Here is a 20,237-nt window from a genome sequence, read left to right as displayed (position 1 = left end):
CCGTGGTCGGTGCGGTCAGTCCGCGGTGCGCGGAAAGGTGTGCAGGTGGACGCGGACGGGCACGGCGTCCCCGGTGTCCTCGCGGTCCGAGGGGTGCTGCCCTTCCGAGGTGCGGTAGCGCTCCAGCACGGCGTGGAGTTCGTCGCGCAGGGCGCGGGCCCCGGCCGGGGTGAGCCGCAGGGCGAAGTCGCTGAGGTCGAAGCTGCGGCGCCACTCCGCGGGCCAGTCGCCGACGGTGGCGAGCCAGGTCTCCAGCTCCGCGGCGTGGTGCGCGGCGACCTCGCGCCCGAACAGCCCGATGGCGGCGCGCACTTCGGGGTCGGCGTGGCCGAGGAAGCCCCCGGCGTCGAAGTGCGTGCCGCGGTGCGCGGCCCTCCACCAGCGCTCGCGCGCGGTGCCGCGGTCCGGTTCCTCCTCGACGAAGCCGTACGCCGCCAGTTGCCGCAGGTGGTAGCTGGTGGCGCCGCTGGACTCGCCGAGCCGGGCCGCCAGGCCGGAGGCGGTGGCGGGGCCGTACTCGCGCAGCGCGGCGAGCAGCCGGATGCGCAGCGGGTGCGCGAGGCCGCGCAGGGTGCGCGGGTCGAGGCGGATGACGCCGGGGTCGGTCGCGTCGGCGGTGGGGTCGTCTGGCACGGTCCCACCGTAGAGGTTGCAAAGACTCCTTTGCAATGCTTTCTTTGCATGCATCGTCCGACGCACGCGGCCCGCGCGCTCACCCCGCCCTGATGAAGCCCTCCTTCACCAGCCACTCCTTGGCGACCTCGTGCGGGTCCTCGCCCTCCACGTCCACCTTGGCGTTGAGCTCGCGGCCGACGTCGGTGGTCAGCTTCTCCGACAGCGGGTCGAGCAGGGAGCGGATGGCCGGCCAGCGCTCCAGGGCCTCGCTGTTGACGACGGGGGCGGCGTCGTAGTTGGGGAAGAAGCGTTTGTCGTCCTCCATGACCTGCAGGTCCAGGGAGGCGATCCGGCCGTCGGTCGTGTAGACCTCGCCGAGCAGGCAGGAGCCGGGCTTGGCGATCTGGGTGTAGATGATCCCGGTGTCCATCTTGCGGATGTTGGCGGAGGGCAGGTCCATGCCGTACGCCTTCTCCATGCCGGGCAGGCCGTCGTCCCGCGAGGCGAACTCGTTCTCCACGCAGAGGGTGACCGCCTTGGGGTCCCTCCGCGACAGTGCGGCGACGTCGGACAGGGTCCGCAGCCCGTACGGACGGTTCTTGTCCCGGCTGATGGCGAGGGCGTAGGTGTTGTCCAGGGTGGACGGCCGTAGCCAGGTGATGCCGTTGCGCAGGTCGGCGTCGCGGACGGCCCGCCACTGCTCCATGGGGTCGGCGATGGGCTCGTCGTGGCCGAGGTAGGTGATCCAGGCGGTGCCCGTGTACTCGTACATGGCGTCCGCGGCACCGGACTTGACCGCCTCCCGCGCCCCGATGGAGCCCTGGATGTTGGTGCGGTCCAGCACCTCGGCGCCAGCCGCCTTGAAGACCAGGCCGATCATCGAGCCCAGGATGATCTGCTCGCTGAAGCTCTTGGACGTCACCGTCAGGGAGGCGCCCTTGAGCGGGAGCCCCTGTCCCAGGGAGCCGGGGCGCACGTCGTCGACGAGCGGGCTGCCGCTCTTGAGCCCGCAGCCCGGGGCGCAGGCGAGCAGCACCAGGAGGCCCGCGGCGGCCAGGGCCCGGCGGCGCATCAGCCCGTGTCCAGACCGTGCGGCCGCAGCAGCTGCTCGGCCAGCGACGCCAGCCAGTCCACCAGCAGGGCCAGCACCACGGTGAGCACCGAACCCAGCACGAGCACCGGCATGCGCTGGGTGACGATCCCGGTGGTGATGATGTCGCCGAGGCCGCCGCCGCCGACGAAGGTGGCGAGCGTGGCGGTGCCCACGTTGAGCACGAGCGCGGTGCGGACGCCGGCCAGGATCAGCGGTACCGCCAGCGGCAGTTCGATCCGGGACAGCGTCCCGGCCGCCGACATCCCGATGCCGCGCGAGGCCTCGATCAGAGTGGGGTCGATGGCCCTCAGCCCCGCCATGGTGTTGGACAGCACCGGCAGCACCGCGTAGACCACCATGCCGATCAGCGCCGTGCGCGGCCCGATGCCCAGCCAGATGACCAGCAGCGCCAGCATCCCGATGGCGGGCGTCGCCTGCCCGATGTTGGCGATCGCCGTGACCACCGGCGCGGCGGGGCGCAGCCGCCGCCGGGTCAGTGCGATGCCGAGCGGGACGGCGATGACCAGCACCCAGAAGGTGGAGATCGCGGTCAGCTTGACGTGCTGCCACAGCCGCACCCTGACGGTGTCGCCGACGAGGGCGTTCTCGGCGATGGAGTCGAGGGTGATGCCGGTGATCCACAGATAGGTGGCGAGCAGGACGAGGGCCAGCACGAACGGGGTGACCAGCAGTCTCCGCCAGGTCAGCCGCCGGGCCGGCGGTCGGGCGGCGGGCCCGGGGGGCCGGTCGCCGAGGCCCTCGCCGCCCGTGGGTTCCTCCGGACCGGCCGGGCCCTGCCCGGCCCCGGGAGCCGTCGCGGGCCCGCCCGGCCCGCCCGGTCCTCCCGTCCCGTCCGTCCCGCCCGGCGGTACGCCGGTGGCGGGGCTCATGCCCGCGCCCCCGGTTCGTGGTCGGCGCCCTCCTGCTCCGCCCGGGTCTGCGGGGCGCGCAGCTCCTCCAGTTCGTGACGGTGTTCCAGGGCCGCCAGCCGGTCCTCCTCCAGCAGCTCGTGCACGGAGTTGAGCAGCGTCTCCATGTCCACCACCCCGGTGAACTCGCCGCGCCGGCCGGTCACCGCGACCCGTCCGCTGCTGTCGGTGAGCACCGCCTCCAGGGCGTCCCGCAGGGTCGCGTCCCGGGTCACCGTGTCGCCCACCAGCGTCCCGGCGCGGGCGAGCGAGCCCTTGGCGCGCAGCAGGTCGCCGCGCCGCAGCCACTTGTAGGGGCGGCCCCTGCGGTCCAGCAGCAGCAGTTCGTTGGTCGTGGTCACCTCCCGCAGCCGGTCGAAGATCGACTGGAGGGGGTCGTCCAGGCGCACCGTCGGGAAGTCGGCGACGCCCACGTCCCGCACCCGGGTCAGGTTGAGCCGCTTCAGGGCGGCCCCGGCGCCCACGAACCCGGAGACGAAGTCGTCGGCCGGATTGGTCAGGATCGCCTCAGGGGTGTCGAACTGGGCGATGTGCGAGCGCTCCCGCAGCACCGCGATGCGGTCCCCGAGCTTGATCGCCTCGTCGAAGTCATGGGTGACGAAGACGATCGTCTTGTGCAGTTCGTGCTGCAGCCTGATCAGTTCGTCCTGGAGGTGGTCACGGGTGATCGGGTCGACGGCGCCGAAGGGCTCGTCCATCAGCAGCACCGGGGGATCGGCCGCCAGCGCCCGCGCCACCCCGACGCGCTGCTGCTGACCGCCCGACAGCTGGCGCGGGTAGCGGCTGCGGAACTCCCTCGGGTCCAGCCCGACCAGGTCCAGCATCTCCTCGACGCGGTCCCGGACCCGCGCCCTGGACCAGCCCACCATCCGGGGGACGAGCCCGATGTTCTCGGCCACCGTCATGTGCGGGAACAGCCCGGAGGACTGGATCGCGTAGCCGATCTTGCGGCGCAGCTTCACCGGGTCCATGTGGGTGACGTCCTCGCCGCCGATGCGGATGCGGCCCGAGGTCGGCTCGATCAGCCGGTTGATCATCTTCAGGGTGGTGGACTTCCCGCACCCGGAGGGCCCGACGAAGATCACCGTCTCGCCGGCCCCGATCTCCATGCTCACGCCGTCCACGGCCGGCTCCGCGCTGCCCGGGTACCGCTTGGTCAGCTGCTCCAGCTCGATGGTCGCGCCCGACGCCTCAGCCACGGATCCCCCGGGGGACGGTGAGCCGCCCGAGCAGCACGTAGCAGGCGTCGAAGAGCAGCGCCAGGACGACGATGCCGACCGTCCCGGCCAGCACCTGGTTGAGGGCGTTGGCGCCGCCCAGGGAGGCGATCCCGCGGAAGATCTCGTTGCCGAGCCCCGGTCCGGAGGCGTACGCCGCGATCGCCGCGATGCCCATCAGCATCTGCGTCGCCACCCTGATGCCGGTCAGGATCGGCGGCCACGCCAGCGGCAGCTCGACCCGCGCCAGGGCGGCCGTTCGCGACATACCGATGCCGCGGGCCGCGTCGACCAGCGCCGGGTCGACCCCGCGCAGCCCCACGATCGCGTTGCGGACCACCGGCAGCAGCCCGTACAGCGTCAGGGCCGTCACCGTCGGGGGGACGCCGAGCCCCAGCCAGGGGATCAGCAGGCCGATCAGGGCCAGGGAGGGGATGGTGAGGATCGTCGCGGTGGAGGTGACGGCCAGGGCCGCGGCCCAGTCGCGCCGGTAGGACAGGACCCCGATCGCCACCCCGATCGCGGTCGCCAGCACCATGCACTGGAAGACCAGGCTGGCCTGCTGGTACGCGTCGATCAGCAGCTGCTCGTGACGGCTGGCGAGGTACTCCCAGAAGCTCACCGGGCATCACCCCTGCCGTCCCTCGGCTACGTGTCCGCGTCCTGTGCCGCCTGCTCGACCAGCGGGATGATCCGCAACGGGACCGGGTTCTCCATGACGATCGCCGTGGAGGCCCGCACGATGCCATCAAAGCCCACAACCCGGTCGATCACACGTTGGAGATCGGCGTTCGAGCGGGCCACCAGCCGGCACAGCATGTCCCCCTGCCCGGTCGTGGTGTGCAGCTCCAGGACCTCCGGGACGCCGGCCAAATGCGCCCGCACGTCCGGGCCTTGCCCCTGCTTGATCTCCAGCGTGGCGAACGCCGTCACCGGATAGCCCAGCGCGGCCGGGTCGACCTGCGGTCCGAAGCCGCGGATCACCCCATTGGCCTGAAGGCGGTCCAGCCGTGCCTGCACGGTCCCGCGCGCCACTCCCAGGCGCCGCGAGGCCTCCAGCACGCCGATCCGCGGTTCCTCGGCGAGCAGCTTGATCAGCCGTCCGTCCAGCCGGTCGATCCCCATGACACCCCAGTCCCTCCTGTGACGGTGGTCACCGTGCACAGAATGCCGCCCGATTTCCGTCGACCGCTGTACAGCTTGTCCAGTCGTTCTGCGAACTATTGCGCACCTTGAGGTGCCGGGCGAGGCTGCTGCCATGACTGAGACCCTGGATCACACTTCCCCCACCCCCGGCGACGCGGACCCGTTCCCGGTCAAGGGAATGGACGCGGTCGTCTTCGCGGTGGGCAACGCCAAGCAGGCCGCCCACTACTACTCGACCGCGTTCGGCATGAAGCGCGTGGCCTACTCCGGACCGGAGAACGGCAGCCGCGAGACCGCGTCCTACGTCCTGGAGTCCGGCAGCGCCCGCTTCGTCTTCACCTCCGTCGTCAGGGCCGCCACCGACCACGGCCGCTTCCTGGAGGAGCACGTCGCAGCCCACGGTGACGGCGTCGTGGACCTGGCCCTGGAGGTGCCGGACGTCCGCGCCGCCTACGACTACGCCCTCGCCCACGGCGCCACCGGCCTGGAGGAGCCCCACGAGGCCGGCGACGAGTACGGCACCGTGGTGCTGGCCGCCATCGCCACCTACGGCCAGACCCGCCACACCCTGGTCGAGCGCGGCGCCTACAAGGGCCCGTACCTGCCCGGCTACGTCGCCGCCGAGCCGATCGTGGAGCCGCCGGCCAAGCGGTTCTTCCAGGCGATCGACCACTGCGTCGGCAACGTCGAGCTCGGCAGGATGAACGACTGGGTGACCTTCTACAACCGCGTCATGGGCTTCACCAACATGAAGGAGTTCGTCGGTGACGACATCGCCACCGAGTACTCGGCCCTGATGTCCAAGGTCGTCGCGGACGGCACGCTGAAGGTCAAGTTCCCCATCAACGAGCCCGCGATCGCCAAGAAGAAGTCCCAGATCGACGAGTACCTGGAGTTCTACGGCGGCCCGGGCGTCCAGCACATCGCCCTCGCCACCAACGACATCGTCGCCTCGGTCCGCGCCATGCGCGCCGCGGGCGTCGAATTCCTCGACACGCCCGACTCCTACTACGACACCCTCGGCGAGTGGGTCGGCGACACCCGCGTCCCGATCGACACCCTGCGGGAGTTGAAGATCCTGGCAGACCGGGACGAAGACGGCTACCTGCTGCAGATCTTCACCAAGCCTGTCCAGGATCGCCCGACCGTCTTCTTCGAAATGATCGAGCGACACGGTTCGATGGGCTTCGGCAAGGGCAACTTCAAGGCGCTCTTCGAAGCGATCGAGCGCGAGCAGGAGCGCCGCGGCAACCTCTGATCGCCACCGCCGCCGACTCCGGCGCCGGACCGTGCCCCCGCGGGGGAGGGCGCGGCCGGCGCCGGTCGCCGTCAGAAGACGATCGTGAAGTGGCGCAGGGCCGACAGGAACGCGTACGCGCCGAACCCCCACAACGCCAGCGCCCCCAGCACCGCCCCCGTCGCGGCCCACAGCCCCGTGCGCGGCGGCCGCCGCAGCGCCCCGGCGAGGGCACCGACCACCACCCCGGCGGCCGGCAGGCCCGCGATGAGCAGGGCGGCGTTCTCCAGGGCGACCTTGGCGCGGTGGTTGCCCACCCAGTCCGTGGGGCTCTGGTGCTGCGCCGCGTCCGCCGCGCCCATGATCCACAGCACCACCGGCGGGGCGAGCAGCACGACCGCCCACACGCAGCGCACCGCGATCCTCCGCCCGTGGCGTCGCCGCGCCTGTGCCGTGCCCCCGGGGTCCGTCGTATCCGTCACGGCGGTCATCCTCGCCGCGCCCCCGCCCGCGCCACCATCCGTACGGATACTCAGAAAGCCGTGAGCCGCGCGGTGACGTGATCTTCCCCGGGCGGCGGCGCGGTGCGAAGCTGGACGCATGGGCGATCTCATCGACCGGCTGCGCGCCGGACTCCCCGACGGGGCCATCCTCGCCGATCCCGACGTCACCGCCTCGTACGCCAACGACATGGCCAGCTTCTGCCCGGCCGGGGCGCCCGCGGTGGTCGTCCTGCCGCGCACCGTGGAGCAGGTCCAGCACGTCATGCGGACCGCCACGGCGCTGCGGGTGCCCGTCGTGCCGCAGGGGGCCCGCACCGGCCTGTCGGGCGCCGCCAACGCCTCCGACGGCTGCATCGTGCTCTCCCTGACCAGGATGGACCGCATCCTGGAGATCGACCCCGTCGACCGGGTCGCCGTCGTCGAGCCGGGCGTCGTCAACGCCGCCCTCTCCCGTGCCGTGGCCGAGCGGGGCCTGTACTACCCGCCGGACCCCTCCAGCTGGGAGCAGTGCACCATCGGCGGCAACATCGGCACCGGCTCCGGCGGCCTGTGCTGCGTGAAGTACGGGGTCACCGCCGAGTACGTGCTCGGCCTGGAGGTCGTCCTGGCCGACGGACGGCTGCTGCGCACCGGCCGGCGCACCGCCAAGGGCGTCGCCGGCTACGACCTGACCCGGCTGTTCGTCGGCTCCGAGGGCAGCCTCGGCGTCGTCGTGCGGGCCGTGCTGGCCCTCAAGCCCGCGCCGCCCGCCCAGTTGGCGCTGGTGGCCGAGTTCCCCTCGGCCGAGGCGGCCTGCGCGGCGGTCTGCGACATCATGACCGGCGGCCACGTGCCCTCGCTGCTGGAGCTGATGGACGGTACGACCGTGCGCGCGGTCAACGACATGACCAGCATGGGGTTGCCCGAGTCGACCGAGGCATTGCTGCTCGCCGCCTTCGACACCCCCGACCCGGCCGCCGACCTGGCCGCGGTGGGGGCGCTGTGCGCGGCCGCCGGGGCGACGCAGGTGGTGCCCGCCGAGGACGCGGCGGAGTCCGAAATGCTGCTGCAGGCACGGCGGATGGCGCTGCCCGCACTGGAGCGGGTCTCCACGGCCACGATGATCGACGACGTGTGCGTGCCGCGCGGCAGGCTCGCCGCGATGCTCGACGGGGTCGCGGCGATCGCCCGCAAGCACGACCTGACGATCGGCGTGTGCGCGCACGCCGGGGACGGCAACACCCACCCCGTGGTGTGCTTCGACGCCGCCGATCCCGAGGAGTCCGGCCGGGCCCGCGAGTCCTTCGACGAGATCATGGCGCTCGGCCTGGAGCTCGGCGGCACGATCACCGGGGAGCACGGCGTCGGCGTCCTGAAGAAGGAGTGGCTGGCCCGCGAACTCGGCCCGGTGGGCGTGGAGATGCAACGCGGCGTCAAGGCCGTCTTCGACCCGCTCGGCATCCTCAACCCCGGCAAGGTGTTCTGAGCCCACGGCCGCGGCCACCCGGCCCGCGGGCCGTCGCCCTACGCGTCCGGCGGTTCGTCGGCGCCGTGCCAGGGGTCGGGCGTGCGGCGCTCGTCGCGCGTGCCCTCCCCGGCGGCCGGGGCCAGCAGCTCGTCCAGCCGCTCGTCCATGGCCAGGTGGTCCAGCTCCGTCCCCGGCGGCACCGCCCGCAGCGTGCGCTCCAGCCACGCCGCCACCGGGTGCGAGGACGCCTCCAGCAGGGCGGTGCCGTCCGGCGAGCTGAGGGCCATGCAGATCACGCTCCGCCCGTCCGTCTTGGTCGGCCAGATCCGTACGTCACCGTGTCCGCTCGGCCGGAACACCCCCTCGACCAGCAGCTCCCGGGCGAAGGTCCAGTTGACGGGGCAGTCGGAGCCGATGTGGAAGGTGATATGCACGGCGAAGGGATCCTCCGCCCGGTAGGACAGCTTGGCCGGGACGGCGATGCTGCGCTCGGGCGACAGCACCAGGTGCATCTCCAGTTCCCGTTCGACCACGGTGTGCATCTCGTCGTCCTTTCCTCGGCGCGAAGGCCCCTGGCGGTGCTGCGCGGCGGATGCTGCGCGGGGCCCGCACCGGGAGAGAGCGCATACGGCCTTCACCATTACGCGGGTTCCGGGGATCGGGAGGACTTTCCCCGAAGGCCCGGCAGACGCGAGATGGATGCGGTACACACGGAACGTCGCCGTCCGCACCGTCCCGGGTGCGTCCGGCCGTACGACGGCCCTCCCGTTACCGCCCCCGCCGCGCCCACGGCTCCGCGGCGCGCACGTCCCCGTCCGTCCGAGGCGGTGTCAGTTCGGAAGCGTATCGGTTCGGTCGACGGGATTTGCCCCGGAATACCGATCCTCGCCCAAGGATCGTTTCTTTCGTCCGCCCGCCGCGTTCTTCGTTAGTGTCGTCCCTTGCACGCCGGGGACGGCGGGCTGGTCCGAGCGTGTCGGTCGTGAGGGGAGTTGTCTCGGATGACCTCCGGTAGCAGCGGCGGGAGTCTGCCCGGTCCCGGGTACTACCCGGACCCGTCCATCCCGGGATACATCCGGTACTGGAACGGGTCCTCCTGGGTGCCCGGTACGAGCCGCCCCGCCCCGCAGCCCGGGGAGGACCTCGCGCCGCCGTCCGGTGCGGCCGTGGCAGCGGCCGGCCCCGCGCTGGCACCGCCGCCCGCGCCCCCGGTGCCGCAGACCCCGGCGGCGACGCCGTGGACCCCCGCGCTGGAGGAGTCCGGGCCGATGTTCCTGGACGAGGACCCGCTGGCGCCGAGGGTCGAACGCGGACCCGGCACCGGCACCTTCACCGGGCTGCAGGCACAGGCGCAGCCGCAGCCGCGCCCCGCGGAGCAGCCGCGGCGGGAGTCCCGTCCGGAACCCGCCCCGGAGCGGGCGTGGGCCGCCGACCCGGCCCGGCAGGACCCCGTGCCCCGCGTGTCGTGGGGCACCCCCGAGCGTGCGGAGCAGCCCGCCGCACCCGACCGGGTCCAGGCCCCCGCCCCGGCCCCCCTGCGGACCCCCGCCCCCGCCCCCGCCCCCGCCCCGGCCGCGCCTTCGCCGGCCCCGGCTCCCGCGCCCGCGGCCGCACGGGCGGCCGCGGGCGCGGCCGGGGCCACGGCGTCCGCTCCGACCGAGAGCGCCGTGCCCGGGCAGCAGGTGCCCGCTCCCGTCCCGTGGGCGCAGCAGGTGCACGACCTGGCCCGTCAGGTCCCGCCGCAGGGCGGGGAGGCCGCCCCCGCGTCATGGCGGCCGGGGGCCGACGACCCGTCGGCCCCCGCGCGGCGGCAGGCGCGCCCCGCGTCGCCGGGGAGGCGCCTGGTGGCCCGGCTGATCGACAGCGCGGTGGTGGGCGCGGTCGTCGCGGCCGCCGCTCTGCCGCTGGGCACGGCGGCGTACGAGCACCTGCGCGACAAGGTGGACGCCGCCCGGCTGACCGGCGAGGAGGCGACGGTCTGGCTGATCGACGGCACGACGGGCGTGCAACTGGGCGTCCTCGCCGCCGTCGCGCTTGTCACCGGACTGCTGTACGAGGTGCTGCCCACCGCCAAGTGGGGCCGCACCCTGGGCAAGAAGCTGCTCGGCCTGCGCGTGGTGGACGTCGAGAGCCGGTACGAGCCCGGCTTCGGGCAGGCGCTGCTGCGCTGGCTCACCCACACGGTGCTGGACGCGCTCGTGATCGGCTTCCTCGGGCTGGCGTGGTGCCTGTTCGACCGGCCGTGGCGGCAGTGCTGGCACGACAAGGCGGCACGTACCTTCGTGGCCCGCGACAGCTGACACCCGAACGGCCCCCGCCGGAGGCGCGGCCGAATCGTCCGGGTTTCACTCGGGGCATGAGCACCGACCAGCCCGAGGACCCGTTCGCCAAGCCGCCCCGGGAGCCGTCCGGGCCCGCGCAGCCGCCGCCCGGGCAGTCACCGCCGCCCGCGGAGCAGTCGCCGCCCGGGCAGCAGCCTTACCCGCCGCCCCCGTACCAGCCCCCGCCCGGTGGCGGCTCGCCCTACGACCAGCCGCCCCCGGGCTACGGCGGCGGCGACCCCTACGCCGGTGGCCCGTACGGCGCGGGCGAGCCCGATCCCCTGGCCGGGATGCCCCCGCTGGCGCACCGGGGGCGCAGGCTGCTCGCGCGCATCGTCGACGGGCTGATCATCGGCATCCCGGTCTACGGCCTCACCGGGCTGATCTGGGACTACGACTACAACGCCACCGGCGCGGTGTTCTCCCAGGGCGTCATCTACGCCGTGATCTACCTGGCCTACCAGGTGTTCATGCTCGCCAGGTCCGGGCAGAGCCTCGGCAAGAAGCTGCTCAAGGTGCGCGTGGGCATGCTCGCCGACGGCACCAATCCGACGACCCCGGCGGCGCTGAAGCGGGAGTCGGTCTACTCCCTGGTGCCGATCATCCCGTGCTGTGGTGAGATCTTCTGGATCATCGAAGTGCTCTGGTGCACCTGGGACAAGCCGTACCGTCAGTGCCTGCACGACAAAGCGGGGCAAACCGTGGTGGTTTCGGTGGAGTAAGGCACGCTGTGGGGTGATCGTCGCAGGGCCGTGACCATCACCGTCTATGCGCCGTCATGCCCGGCTGATTTACTCACTGCATGAGTTCGAATCAACCGCCCGGCTACGGTTACCCGCAGGGCGGCTCGGGGGGCCAGGACCCGTACGGGCAGAACCCGTACGGACAGCAGCCGCACCCCCAGGGCCAGAACCCTTACGACCAGCAGCCGTTCCCGCAGCAGCAGTCGCCCTACGCCTATCCGCAGCAGGGGCCCGGTTACGGCCAGATGCCGACGGACCCGGCCCTGGCGGGCATGCCCCCGCTGGCCGGCAGCGGCCAGCGCTTCCTCGCCCGGCTCATCGACGGCGGCATCTTCCTCGTCGCGCTCATCATCCTGATGGTCGCCACGAGCACCTCCTTCACGGACACCGGCGCGTTCCTCGGCATCGAGCTGCTCGTCTTCGCGGGCGCGTTCGCGTACGAGGGCCTGATGCTCCAGTCGACGGGTCAGACCATCGGCAAGAAGGTCATGAAGATCCGCGTCGCCAAGCTGGCCGACGGCAGCCCGCCCGGCAGTGCCGCCTGGGGCCGCGCGGCGGTCTACTCCTTCATCGGCATCGTGCCGTGCGTGGGCTCCATCCTGTCGCTGCTCAACGTCCTGTGGCACCTGTGGGACAAGCCGTACCGCCAGTGCTGGCACGACAAGGCGGCCAAGACCGTCGTCGTCCAGGCCTGACACCCGCACTGACGAAGACGACGGCCCCGGAGCGGATGCTCCGGGGCCGTCGGCGTGATCTGCGGGGGTGCGGGTTCAGCGCCGCAGCGAGTGCTCCCCCAGCCGGGGTTCGGCGGCGCCGCGGACGCGGGGTCGTGGCACCGGCTGCTGTACGGCGGGCAGTTCGCGCCTCGTGCGGCGCGTGCCGGCCGGGATCGCCGCCGTCACGGCGACCAGGACACCGAGCGTCAGTCCTGCCGCGGCGATGACCGCCACCGCGACGCCCGATCTCGCCTCGGAGAGCAGCAGCATCGCGAGGGTGGAGAGCACCACGGTCGCGGAACCGTAGGTCAGCTGGGCGGGGGTGGGACGTGGCATGGCTGATCCGTCCTCATATACGACGATTGTGGCGGAGCGTCGGCCAGGGCCGTCTTCCCGGTGGTTCAGACGTGGCACGCCAACCACCGACTCTACGGTGCGAGATGCCCGCACGGAACGCCCGGTAAGCGTGACCTAACCCACGGTGCGGAAGCACGGGGGGCGCACGGGGTCGCATCGCGATCTTCCCCGGGACGCAACGAACCTGCGGCGAAATGGAGTTGCGCAGGCCGATGTGTCCGCTATGCGCAACGGATCGGTCGCTCACCGTACTTGTCGGTCATGGCCAAGTCAAGATCTGTCTTTTCATCCGTCACTCCGGTGCAATGGCTTCACCCTAGGGAGGTCAATACATCGTGATAAGCCAACGACGGACCATCAGATCCGCCGCTCTGGCCGTGGCGATCGCCGCAATAGGCGCCACCGCCTTCCCCGTCGCGGCAGCCCAGGCCGACCCGCAGGCCGGTCGCGTCGTGCGGCACGACCCGGCGAAGGCGGAGCGCGTCGAGCACGATCTGAAGGGCCCGCTGAGCGAGCGCCAGTCCGCCCAGCGCCAGCAGGCGATCGAGCAGGTCATCTCGGGCAAGTCCAAGGTCGAGGACCGCGGTGCCTCGGACGTGGTCAAGCTCGGCAAGAACAAGTACGTCGAACTCGGGCGCGAGAAGACCGACAAGATCTTCGTGATCCTCGCCGAGTTCGGGACCAAGACCGACCCGCAGTACGGCGGTACGACCGGTCCCGCGCACAACCAGATAGCCAAGCCCGACCGCCGCAAGGACAACAGCACGGCGTGGCAGGCGGACTACAACAAGCAGCACTTCCAGGACCTGTACTTCTCCAAGGCCTCCGGCAAGGAGTCGATGGCGAAGTACTACGAGAAGCAGTCCTCCGGCCGCTACTCGGTCGCCGGCGAGGTCGCCGACTGGGTCAAGGTCGACTGGAACGAGGCCCGGTACGGCAGCAACAAGTGCGACACCTGCACCTGGAACCTCGTCGCGGACGCGGTGAACAAGTGGGTCGACGCGCGCAAGGCCGCCGGTGACTCCGCCGCCACGATCAAGGCGAAGCTGGCCGAGTACGACCAGTGGGACCGCTACGACTACGACGGCGACGGCAACTTCAACGAGTCCGACGGCTACATCGACCACTTCCAGATCGTGCACGCCGGTGAGGACGAGTCCGCCGGCGGCGGCGCCCAGGGCGAGGACGCGATCTGGGCCCACCGCTGGTACGCGTTCGGCACGGACGCCGGCGCCACCGGCCCGGCGGGCAACCTGCTCGGTGGTACCCAGATCGGCGACACCGGCGTCTGGGTCGGCGACTACACCGTCCAGCCGGAGAACGGCGGCCTCGGGGTCTTCGCCCACGAGTTCGGTCACGACCTCGGTCTGCCGGACCACTACGACACCACCAACACCGCCGAGAACTCCACCGGCTTCTGGACGCTGATGTCGTCCGGTTCCTGGCTCGGCACCGGCAAGGACACCATCGGCGACCTGCCCGGCGACATGACCGCCTGGGACAAGCTGCAGCTGGGCTGGCTGAACTACAGCACCGCCAAGGCCGGCAAGGTCGGGATCAGCACCCTCGGCGTCGCGGAGTACAACACCGCGAGGAAGCAGGGCCTGGTCGTCACGCTGCCGAAGAAGACCGTGACCACCGAGCTGGCGACCCCGGCCGAGGGCGCGAAGCAGTGGTGGAGCGGCAGCGGTGACAACCTGAGCAACACCCTCACCCGTGACGTCGACCTCACGGGCAAGACCTCGGCGAGCCTGTCCCTCAAGGGCTGGTACGACATCGAGGAGAACTACGACTACCTCTACACCGAGGTGTCCACCGACGGCGGCGCCAACTGGACCGCGATCGACGGCACCATCGGCGGCGCCCCGCTCCCGCGCGACGCCAGCGACAAGCCGGCCCTGACCGGCACCGCGGCCTCCTACCAGGACATGGTGCTCCCGCTGGACGCCTACGCGGGCACGTCGGTCAAGCTCCGCTTCCGCTACCAGTCCGACGGTGGCGTGGCCCAGAAGGGCTTCCTCGCCGACGCGATCACCCTGACCGCCGACGGGGCGACCCTGCTCAGCGACGGCGCCGAAGCCGGTGACAACGGCTGGACCGCGAACGGCTTCACGGTCAAGGGCTCCACGTTCTCCGAGGACTACGCGCAGTACTACATCGCGGAGAACCGGCAGTACGTCTCGTACGACACGACCCTGAAGGTCGGCCCCTACAACTTCGGCTGGGGCACCACCAAGGAGAACTGGGTCGAGCACTACGCGTACCAGAACGGCCTGCTGATCTGGCTGTGGGACACCTCGATGAACGACAACAACGTCAGCGCGCACCCGGGCGCCGGTCGGATCCTGCCGATCGACGCCCACCCCAAGGCGCTGAAGTGGAGCGACGGCACGCTGCAGCGCAACCGCGTGCAGTCCTACGACTCCACGTTCACCAAGGCCCGCACCGACGCCATCACCCTGCACAAGAACGGCGTCGCCACCAAGCTCCCGAGCCTGCCCGGCAACACGGTCTTCGACGACAAGAACTCCTACTGGTCCTCGGAGAACCCCACGGGCAGCGTGAAGGTGGCCCCGAGCAACACCAGCATCACGATCCTCCACGAGGCCCGGGACGGCAGCACCATCACCGTCCGGGTGGGTCCCTCCAAGAAGTGATCACGCTCCGCACGAAGTGACCTGATCGGCCCCCGTCCCCTGGTGGACGGGGGCCGATCTGCCGATCATGTGCTTATGGCCAGCGGCGGTTTCACCAGGCTTCCGAGCGGCGACGTCGTCGTGGCCCTCCGGTTGCCCTCGCCCGGCGGGGCCCCGGACGAGTACATCAGGGTCCTCGTCGTCTCGGCCAACCGCCAGCGCGCACTGACCCGCCTGCGGAACCTGGGCTTCCGGACCGTCCGTCTCGTCGGCAACATGGAGCCCCCCACGTCCGACGAGATCAACGCCGTCCTCCACCACCCCGACGGCCTCGTCTGGCGCCGCATCCCCTCGGCCCCCGCCGCCCCCTGGCAGTCCATCGCGGCGCTGCTGGGCCCGACGGTGCGCCGCTGAACCCGGGGTGCGGCCCCGGGGGCCGTCCTCCCGCCACCGGCCGTCAGGCCTGTCCGCGGACGACCGGCTTTCCGGACAGTTCGGCGCCGGCGGCGCGCAGCTCGTCCAGCGCCGACTCGGTCGTCCTCGCCATGACGCCCGCCGTCAGGTCGAGCAGCACCCGGGTGCGGAAGCCCTCCCGCACGGCGTCCAGCGCGGTCGCCCGCACGCAGTGGTCGGTGGCGATGCCGACCACGTCGACCTCCGCCACCCCGCGCTCGCGCAGCCACCGGGCCAGCCCGGTGCCGTTCTCGTCGGCACCCTCGAAGCCGCTGTACGCACCCGCGTACGCGCCCTTGTCGAAGACCGCCTCCACCGCGCCCGAGGCGACCGCCGGAGCGAAGTTGGGGTGGAAGCCGACGCCCTCGGTGCCGGCGGCGCAGTGCACCGGCCAGGTGTGGACGTAGTCGGGGTGGTCGGAGAAGTGGCCGCCGGGGGAGACGTGGTGGTCGCGAGTGGCCACGACGTGCCGGTAGCCGGCCGTGGCGTCCCCGATGAGGTCGGTGATGGCGGCGGCGACCTCGGAGCCGCCGGCGACCGCCAGGCTGCCGCCCTCGCAGAAGTCGTTCTGCACGTCCACGACGATCAGTGCGCGGTGCATGGTGGTCGGTCCCTTCCGGTCGCTGTCGCTTCGACTGTAGTGAGCGGCGGCCCTGCCGCGGCAGGGTGCCCCGGCCGATCAGTGGGTGATGTACTCGGTGTGCAGCGCCGGCTCGCCGCGCGACAGCTGGGTCGCGGACAGCGGCAGGGCGGCGCGCGCCTCGATGTGGCGGGTGCGGGCCGCGTCCAGCGGCTCCCGGTGCACGGTCTCGCCGCCCAGCACCAGCGGCACCAGCAACTGCCGGTCCGCCAGCGGTCCCGGGACCGGTCCGGTGCCGATCACCTCGGCCTCGGCGACCCCGTCGGCGTCCAGCCGCCGGGCCGCCCACTTGCGTCCGCCGATGCTGGTCTTGCCGCCCATGGACTTCTTGGCGACGGGCACCAGGGGCGCGCCCGGGTCGTCGGAGGTGGCCCGGGCGACCAGCTTGTAGACCATCGAGCAGGTCGGCTGCCCGCTGCCGGTCACCAGGGAGGTGCCGACCCCGTACGCGTCGACCGGCGCCGCGGCCAGCGAGGCGATCGCGTACTCGTCCAGGTCCGAGGTCACCACGATCCGGGTGTCCTTCGCCCCCAGGTCGTCCAGCTGCTGCCGCACCCGGTGGGCGAGCAGCAGCAGGTCCCCGGAGTCGATGCGCACCGCGCCGAGCTCGGGCCCGGCGATCTCCACGGCGGCCCGGACGGCCGTCGCCACGTCGAAGGTGTCGACCAGCAAGGTGGTGCCCCGGCCGAGCGACTCGACCTGGGCGGTGAAGGCGTCCCGCTCGTCGTCGTGGAGCAGGGTGAAGGCGTGCGCGCTGGTGCCGATGGTCGGCAGGCCGTAGCGGAACCCTGCGGCGAGGTTGCTGGAGGAGGCGAAGCCCCCGACGTAGGCGGCGCGGGAGGCCGCCACCGCCGCCAGTTCGTGGGTGCGGCGGGCGCCCATCTCCATCAGCGGGCGGCCCCCGGCGGCCACGGCCATCCGGGAGGCGGCGGCCGCGATCGCGGAGTCGTGGTTGAGGATCGACAGCACCACCGTCTCCAGCAGCACCGCCTCGGCGAAGGTGCCCTCGATCCGCATGACCGGCGAGCCGGGGAAGTACACCTCGCCCTCGGGGTAGCCGAGGACGTCGCCGCGGAAGCGGTAGCCGGCCAGCCATTCCAGGGTGGGCGCGTCCACGACGCGCTCCCGTTCCAGGAAGGCCAGGATGCGGTCGTCGAAGCGGAAGTTCTCCACGGCGTCCAGTACCCGTCCGGTGCCGCACACCACCCCGTACCGGCGCCCCTCGGGCAGCCGGCGGGTGAACACCTCGAACACCGAACGACGGTGGGCGGCGCCGCTGCGCAGCGCGGCCTGCAGCATGGTCAGCTCGTACCGGTCGGTGAACAGCGCGGTGGAGGGGACGGTGACGGGCAGCCCCAGGTCTGCAGTGCTCATGTCCGAGGATGCTACCCCCAACTCTCGTCAGAGTGACGATTTCTCGGAGGGCCGGTTTCCCTGTCGGCACGGTCTGGTGACAGCATGGGTCCCGTGAGTGTCGCCCCCGCAGAGATCGAACGGACCGAGTCGAGCGAGGCCCCCTTCGAGGTGCCGTCCCCGGACGTTCCCTGGGTGACTGTCGTCCACAACGACCCGGTCAATCTGATGAGCTACGTGACCTACGTCTTCCAGGCGTACTTCGGTTATCCGAAGGACAAGGCCACCAAACTCATGCTCGACGTGCACCACAAGGGCCGCGCCGTGGTCTCCAGCGGCACCCGCGAGGAGATGGAGCGCGACGTGCAGGCCATGCACGGCTACGGGCTGTGGGCCACCCTGACGCAGGACCGCTGAGGCCGCGAGACCACCGAGAAGACCACCGAGCCCCTGAGGGACGGCTGATACCGACATGCCCGGCTACTTCCAGACCGCTGCCGCAGGCGGCGCCGCCGTCGCGCTCGACGAGGTCGAGATCTCCATCCTGCGCAGCCTGGCCGTGCAGCTCCTGGAGCTGATCGGCCCCGGCGACGCCGCCGACGGCGCCGAACCGGCCGACCCGCTGGCCGAGCTGTTCGCCGAGGGCCCCACCCGGCCCCCGCAGGACCCGGCGCTCGCCCGGCTCTTCCCCGACGCCTACGAGGAGGAGGCGGACTCCTCGGACTTCCGCCGCTACACCGAGAACGACCTGCGCACCCGCAAGCGCGGCGACGCGCTCGCCGTCGTCCGCAGCCTCGACGCGCTGACCCCCGGCGGCGACGGGGGAGCGGTGCTCAGCCTCGACGCGGAGCAGGCGCGCCGGTGGCTCGGCACCCTCAACGACCTGCGGCTGACCATGGGGACCCGGCTGGAGGTCAGCGAGGACGAGGACAGCGAGCTGTACCGGCTGCCCGACTCCGACCCGCGCAAGCCGCTCGTCATGGCCTACCTCTGGCTCGGGGCGCTCCAGGAGAGCCTCGTGGAGACCCTCATGCCGTGATCCGGGCGGCGTCCGTTCGCTCAGACGACGCTCAATTCCGGATAACGATCACGTCACCGCAGCGGACCGCATTCCCATTCGGCGCACCTTTTGTCCGCTTCTTCCTGTGCCATGTGCCACATTTGCGCTGCGTGCCCGGCGCACACCCCGTGATACGAATCCTCGACCACCGGCCGTGACGCCACCCCTGTCACGGTCGGTCGCGTGGCCGGCTGACCCCGGCGTGCACCTCCACCATCCGGGGGGATCGGAACCCGATCCGGGCCGTCGCGGCCGGACGGGCATGGAGAAAGGCACAGCACCATGACCTCGACGCAGGTCGAGCAGTACGAATCCGGCGGCGGCGCCACGGGGGCCGCGCCGGAAGAGGGCTACAAGCGGGGACTCAGCGCCCGTCAGGTCCAGATGATCGCCATCGGCGGCGCCATCGGCACCGGCCTGTTCTACGGCTCCAGCAAGGGCATCGCCGCCATCGGGCCCAGCCTGATCGCCTGTTACACGGCCGCCGGCATCGTGATCTTCTTCATCATGCGGGCCCTCGGCGAGCTCCTCACCTACCGCCCCACCTCCGGCAGCTTCGCCGACTACGCCCGTGAGTTCTTCGGGCCGTTCGCCGGCTTCGCCACCGGCTGGTCGTACTGGGCCCTGTGGGTCACCGCCTGCATGTCCGAGGTCACCGTCGCGGGCGCCTACATCAACTTCTGGTGGCCGTCGGTCCCCGTCTGGTCCACCGCCGCGGTCGCCCTCGTGGTGCTCTTCGTCGGCAACCTCGTCTCGGTCAAGATCTTCGGCGAGCTGGAGTTCTGGTTCTCCACGATCAAGGTCACCGCGATCGTCGCGATGATCGTCATCGGCGTCGGCATCCTGACCTTCGGCTTCTCCTCCGCCGGCGACACCGCGTCCGTCACCCACCTGTGGGCCGACGGCGGCTTCGCCCCCAACGGCGCCTGGCAGGCCATGCTCGCCATGCAGGGCGTGATCTTCGCCTACCTCGGCGTCGAACTGGTCGGCATCACCGCGGGCGAGGCCGAGAACCCCAAGCAGACCCTGCGCAAGGCGATCAACACCCTGCCGGTCCGCATCGGCATCTTCTACGTCGGCACGCTGATCGTGCTGCTGTCGGTCTTCTCCTGGACCAAGTACACCTCGGGCGTCAGCCCCTTCGTCCAGGTCTTCGCCCAGGTGGGCATCCCCGGCGCCGCCGGGATCATGAACTTCGTGGTCCTCACCGCCGCCCTGTCCTCCTGCAACTCCGGCATCTACTCCACCGGCCGCATGCTGCGCGGCCTGGCCGTCAACGGCGAGGCGCCCAAGGCCGTGGCCAAGCTCAGCGACCGGCAACTCCCGCTGCCCGCGCTCGTGATGTCCACCCTCTTCATGGGCATCGGCGTCATCGTCAACGTCGTCTCCCCGGACAAGGCGTTCGTCTACATCACCTCCGTCGCGACCTGCGCCGGCCTGTGGACCTGGATCGTGATCCTCGCCGCGCACCTGCGCTACCGCGCCAAGGTCCGCGCCGGGCTGCTGCCCGCCGCCGACTTCCGGATGCCGGGCGCCCCGGTCACCAACTGGATCGCCATCGTGGCACTGCTCTCCGTCGTCGTCCTCATGGCGACCGACGCCGACACCCGCCTCGGCCTGTACGTCTGGCTCGTCTGGTCGGCCCTGCTCGGCATCGGCTACGTGGCCCTCAAGCGGCGCATCCCCCGCGACCCCGCCCTGGCCCTCGCCCAGGAGTAGTCCCGGGCCCGGCGTCTCAGCAGGTGGCCGCCGTACAGCCGTACGGCGGCCA

General features: G+C 71.7%; 21 protein-coding genes. 10 read left to right on the top strand and 11 right to left on the bottom strand.

The window, feature by feature from the left end; genetic code table 11:
* Window positions 1-15: 15 nt before the first annotated feature.
* From AC1VWI_RS18365 to AC1VWI_RS18340, 6 genes are all read right to left on the bottom strand, one after another.
* A complete protein-coding gene (locus tag AC1VWI_RS18365) occupies window positions 16-633 on the bottom strand; it encodes an ArsR/SmtB family transcription factor (protein ID WP_499512101.1) in 618 nt (205 codons plus the stop codon).
* A 79-nt stretch (window positions 634-712) separates the two neighbouring features.
* Complete coding sequence (locus tag AC1VWI_RS18360) at window positions 713-1,687, bottom strand: glycine betaine ABC transporter substrate-binding protein (protein WP_499512100.1); 975 nt, start codon at window positions 1,685-1,687, stop codon at window positions 713-715.
* Entirely contained in the window at window positions 1,687-2,598 is a 912-nt protein-coding gene (locus AC1VWI_RS18355; RefSeq protein WP_499512099.1) for an ABC transporter permease, read from the bottom strand. The genes AC1VWI_RS18360 and AC1VWI_RS18355 overlap by 1 nt, the downstream gene beginning before the upstream one ends.
* Window positions 2,595-3,836, bottom strand: coding sequence for a betaine/proline/choline family ABC transporter ATP-binding protein (locus AC1VWI_RS18350; protein WP_499512098.1), 1,242 nt, complete (start codon window positions 3,834-3,836; stop codon window positions 2,595-2,597). The genes AC1VWI_RS18355 and AC1VWI_RS18350 overlap by 4 nt, the downstream gene beginning before the upstream one ends.
* Window positions 3,829-4,476, bottom strand: coding sequence for an ABC transporter permease (locus AC1VWI_RS18345; protein WP_499512097.1), 648 nt, complete (start codon window positions 4,474-4,476; stop codon window positions 3,829-3,831). Before AC1VWI_RS18345 ends, AC1VWI_RS18350 begins: the two co-directional genes overlap by 8 nt.
* 26 nt (window positions 4,477-4,502) lie before the next feature.
* A complete protein-coding gene (locus tag AC1VWI_RS18340) occupies window positions 4,503-4,979 on the bottom strand; it encodes an Lrp/AsnC family transcriptional regulator (protein ID WP_499512096.1) in 477 nt (158 codons plus the stop codon).
* Between the two features lie 133 nt (window positions 4,980-5,112).
* On the opposite strand from AC1VWI_RS18340, the gene hppD reads away from it, so the two are divergent.
* Window positions 5,113-6,258, top strand: coding sequence for a 4-hydroxyphenylpyruvate dioxygenase (hppD, locus tag AC1VWI_RS18335; RefSeq protein ID WP_326575744.1), 1,146 nt, complete (start codon window positions 5,113-5,115; stop codon window positions 6,256-6,258).
* Between the two features lie 71 nt (window positions 6,259-6,329).
* Here the strand turns inward: hppD and AC1VWI_RS18330 are convergent, their stop codons facing one another.
* Window positions 6,330-6,719: a hypothetical protein gene (locus tag AC1VWI_RS18330; protein WP_499512095.1), complete on the bottom strand. Its 390-nt coding sequence runs from the start codon at window positions 6,717-6,719 to the stop codon at window positions 6,330-6,332.
* Window positions 6,720-6,837: 118 nt separating this feature from the next.
* On the opposite strand from AC1VWI_RS18330, the gene AC1VWI_RS18325 reads away from it, so the two are divergent.
* On the top strand, window positions 6,838-8,205 hold the full coding sequence (locus AC1VWI_RS18325; protein WP_499512094.1) for an FAD-binding oxidoreductase: 1,368 nt from the start codon (window positions 6,838-6,840) through the stop codon (window positions 8,203-8,205).
* Window positions 8,206-8,243: 38 nt separating this feature from the next.
* Here AC1VWI_RS18325 and AC1VWI_RS18320 read toward each other — a convergent pair whose 3' ends face one another.
* Complete coding sequence (locus AC1VWI_RS18320; RefSeq protein WP_499512093.1) at window positions 8,244-8,729, bottom strand: SsgA family sporulation/cell division regulator; 486 nt, start codon at window positions 8,727-8,729, stop codon at window positions 8,244-8,246.
* 459 nt (window positions 8,730-9,188) lie between these two features.
* Between AC1VWI_RS18320 and AC1VWI_RS18315 the strand changes: the two genes are divergently transcribed.
* The 3 genes from AC1VWI_RS18315 to AC1VWI_RS18305 all read left to right on the top strand — a co-directional run bounded on the left by AC1VWI_RS18315 (window position 9,189) and on the right by AC1VWI_RS18305 (window position 11,946).
* Window positions 9,189-10,487, top strand: a complete 1,299-nt coding sequence (locus AC1VWI_RS18315) for an RDD family protein (RefSeq protein WP_499512092.1) — start codon at window positions 9,189-9,191, stop codon at window positions 10,485-10,487.
* 56 nt (window positions 10,488-10,543) lie between these two features.
* Window positions 10,544-11,230 carry an RDD family protein gene (locus AC1VWI_RS18310; RefSeq protein WP_499512091.1) on the top strand — a complete coding sequence of 229 codons (687 nt, stop codon included), beginning with the start codon at window positions 10,544-10,546 and terminating at the stop codon, window positions 11,228-11,230.
* A gap of 80 nt (window positions 11,231-11,310) precedes the next feature.
* The gene (locus tag AC1VWI_RS18305) at window positions 11,311-11,946 is read left to right on the top strand and encodes an RDD family protein (protein ID WP_499512090.1); all 636 of its coding nucleotides are present in this window, start codon (window positions 11,311-11,313) and stop codon (window positions 11,944-11,946) included.
* 75 nt (window positions 11,947-12,021) lie between these two features.
* On the opposite strand, the gene AC1VWI_RS18300 is transcribed toward AC1VWI_RS18305, so the two are convergent.
* Window positions 12,022-12,303 (bottom strand): hypothetical protein, encoded by a 282-nt coding sequence (locus tag AC1VWI_RS18300; protein ID WP_499512089.1) that lies wholly within the window; start codon window positions 12,301-12,303, stop codon window positions 12,022-12,024.
* A gap of 356 nt (window positions 12,304-12,659) precedes the next feature.
* On the opposite strand from AC1VWI_RS18300, the gene AC1VWI_RS18295 reads away from it, so the two are divergent.
* Both AC1VWI_RS18295 and AC1VWI_RS18290 read left to right on the top strand, forming a co-directional pair.
* On the top strand, window positions 12,660-14,981 hold the full coding sequence (locus AC1VWI_RS18295; RefSeq protein WP_499512088.1) for an immune inhibitor A domain-containing protein: 2,322 nt from the start codon (window positions 12,660-12,662) through the stop codon (window positions 14,979-14,981).
* Window positions 14,982-15,056: 75 nt separating this feature from the next.
* A complete protein-coding gene (locus AC1VWI_RS18290) occupies window positions 15,057-15,374 on the top strand; it encodes a hypothetical protein (protein WP_499512087.1) in 318 nt (105 codons plus the stop codon).
* 43 nt (window positions 15,375-15,417) lie between these two features.
* Here the strand turns inward: AC1VWI_RS18290 and AC1VWI_RS18285 are convergent, their stop codons facing one another.
* Both AC1VWI_RS18285 and AC1VWI_RS18280 read right to left on the bottom strand, forming a co-directional pair.
* A complete protein-coding gene (locus tag AC1VWI_RS18285; protein ID WP_499512086.1) occupies window positions 15,418-16,014 on the bottom strand; it encodes an isochorismatase family protein in 597 nt (198 codons plus the stop codon).
* Window positions 16,015-16,092: 78 nt separating this feature from the next.
* Window positions 16,093-17,427: a nicotinate phosphoribosyltransferase gene (locus tag AC1VWI_RS18280; protein WP_499512085.1), complete on the bottom strand. Its 1,335-nt coding sequence runs from the start codon at window positions 17,425-17,427 to the stop codon at window positions 16,093-16,095.
* Window positions 17,428-17,511: 84 nt separating this feature from the next.
* Between AC1VWI_RS18280 and clpS the strand changes: the two genes are divergently transcribed.
* The 3 genes from clpS (at window position 17,512) to AC1VWI_RS18265 (ending at window position 20,185) form a co-directional block, all read left to right on the top strand.
* Window positions 17,512-17,823, top strand: coding sequence for an ATP-dependent Clp protease adapter ClpS (gene clpS, locus AC1VWI_RS18275; protein WP_499512084.1), 312 nt, complete (start codon window positions 17,512-17,514; stop codon window positions 17,821-17,823).
* A gap of 55 nt (window positions 17,824-17,878) precedes the next feature.
* Window positions 17,879-18,445, top strand: coding sequence for a DUF2017 domain-containing protein (locus AC1VWI_RS18270; RefSeq protein ID WP_499512083.1), 567 nt, complete (start codon window positions 17,879-17,881; stop codon window positions 18,443-18,445).
* A gap of 303 nt (window positions 18,446-18,748) precedes the next feature.
* Window positions 18,749-20,185, top strand: coding sequence for an amino acid permease (locus tag AC1VWI_RS18265; RefSeq protein WP_499512082.1), 1,437 nt, complete (start codon window positions 18,749-18,751; stop codon window positions 20,183-20,185).
* The last annotated feature ends 52 nt before the right edge of the window (window positions 20,186-20,237 follow it).

The sequence above is a fragment of the Streptomyces sp. TOM-9 genome, from assembly GCF_056858595.1.
The sequence above is the reverse complement of the archived record's forward strand: the minus strand, read 5'-3'. Positions and strand labels throughout refer to the sequence as shown.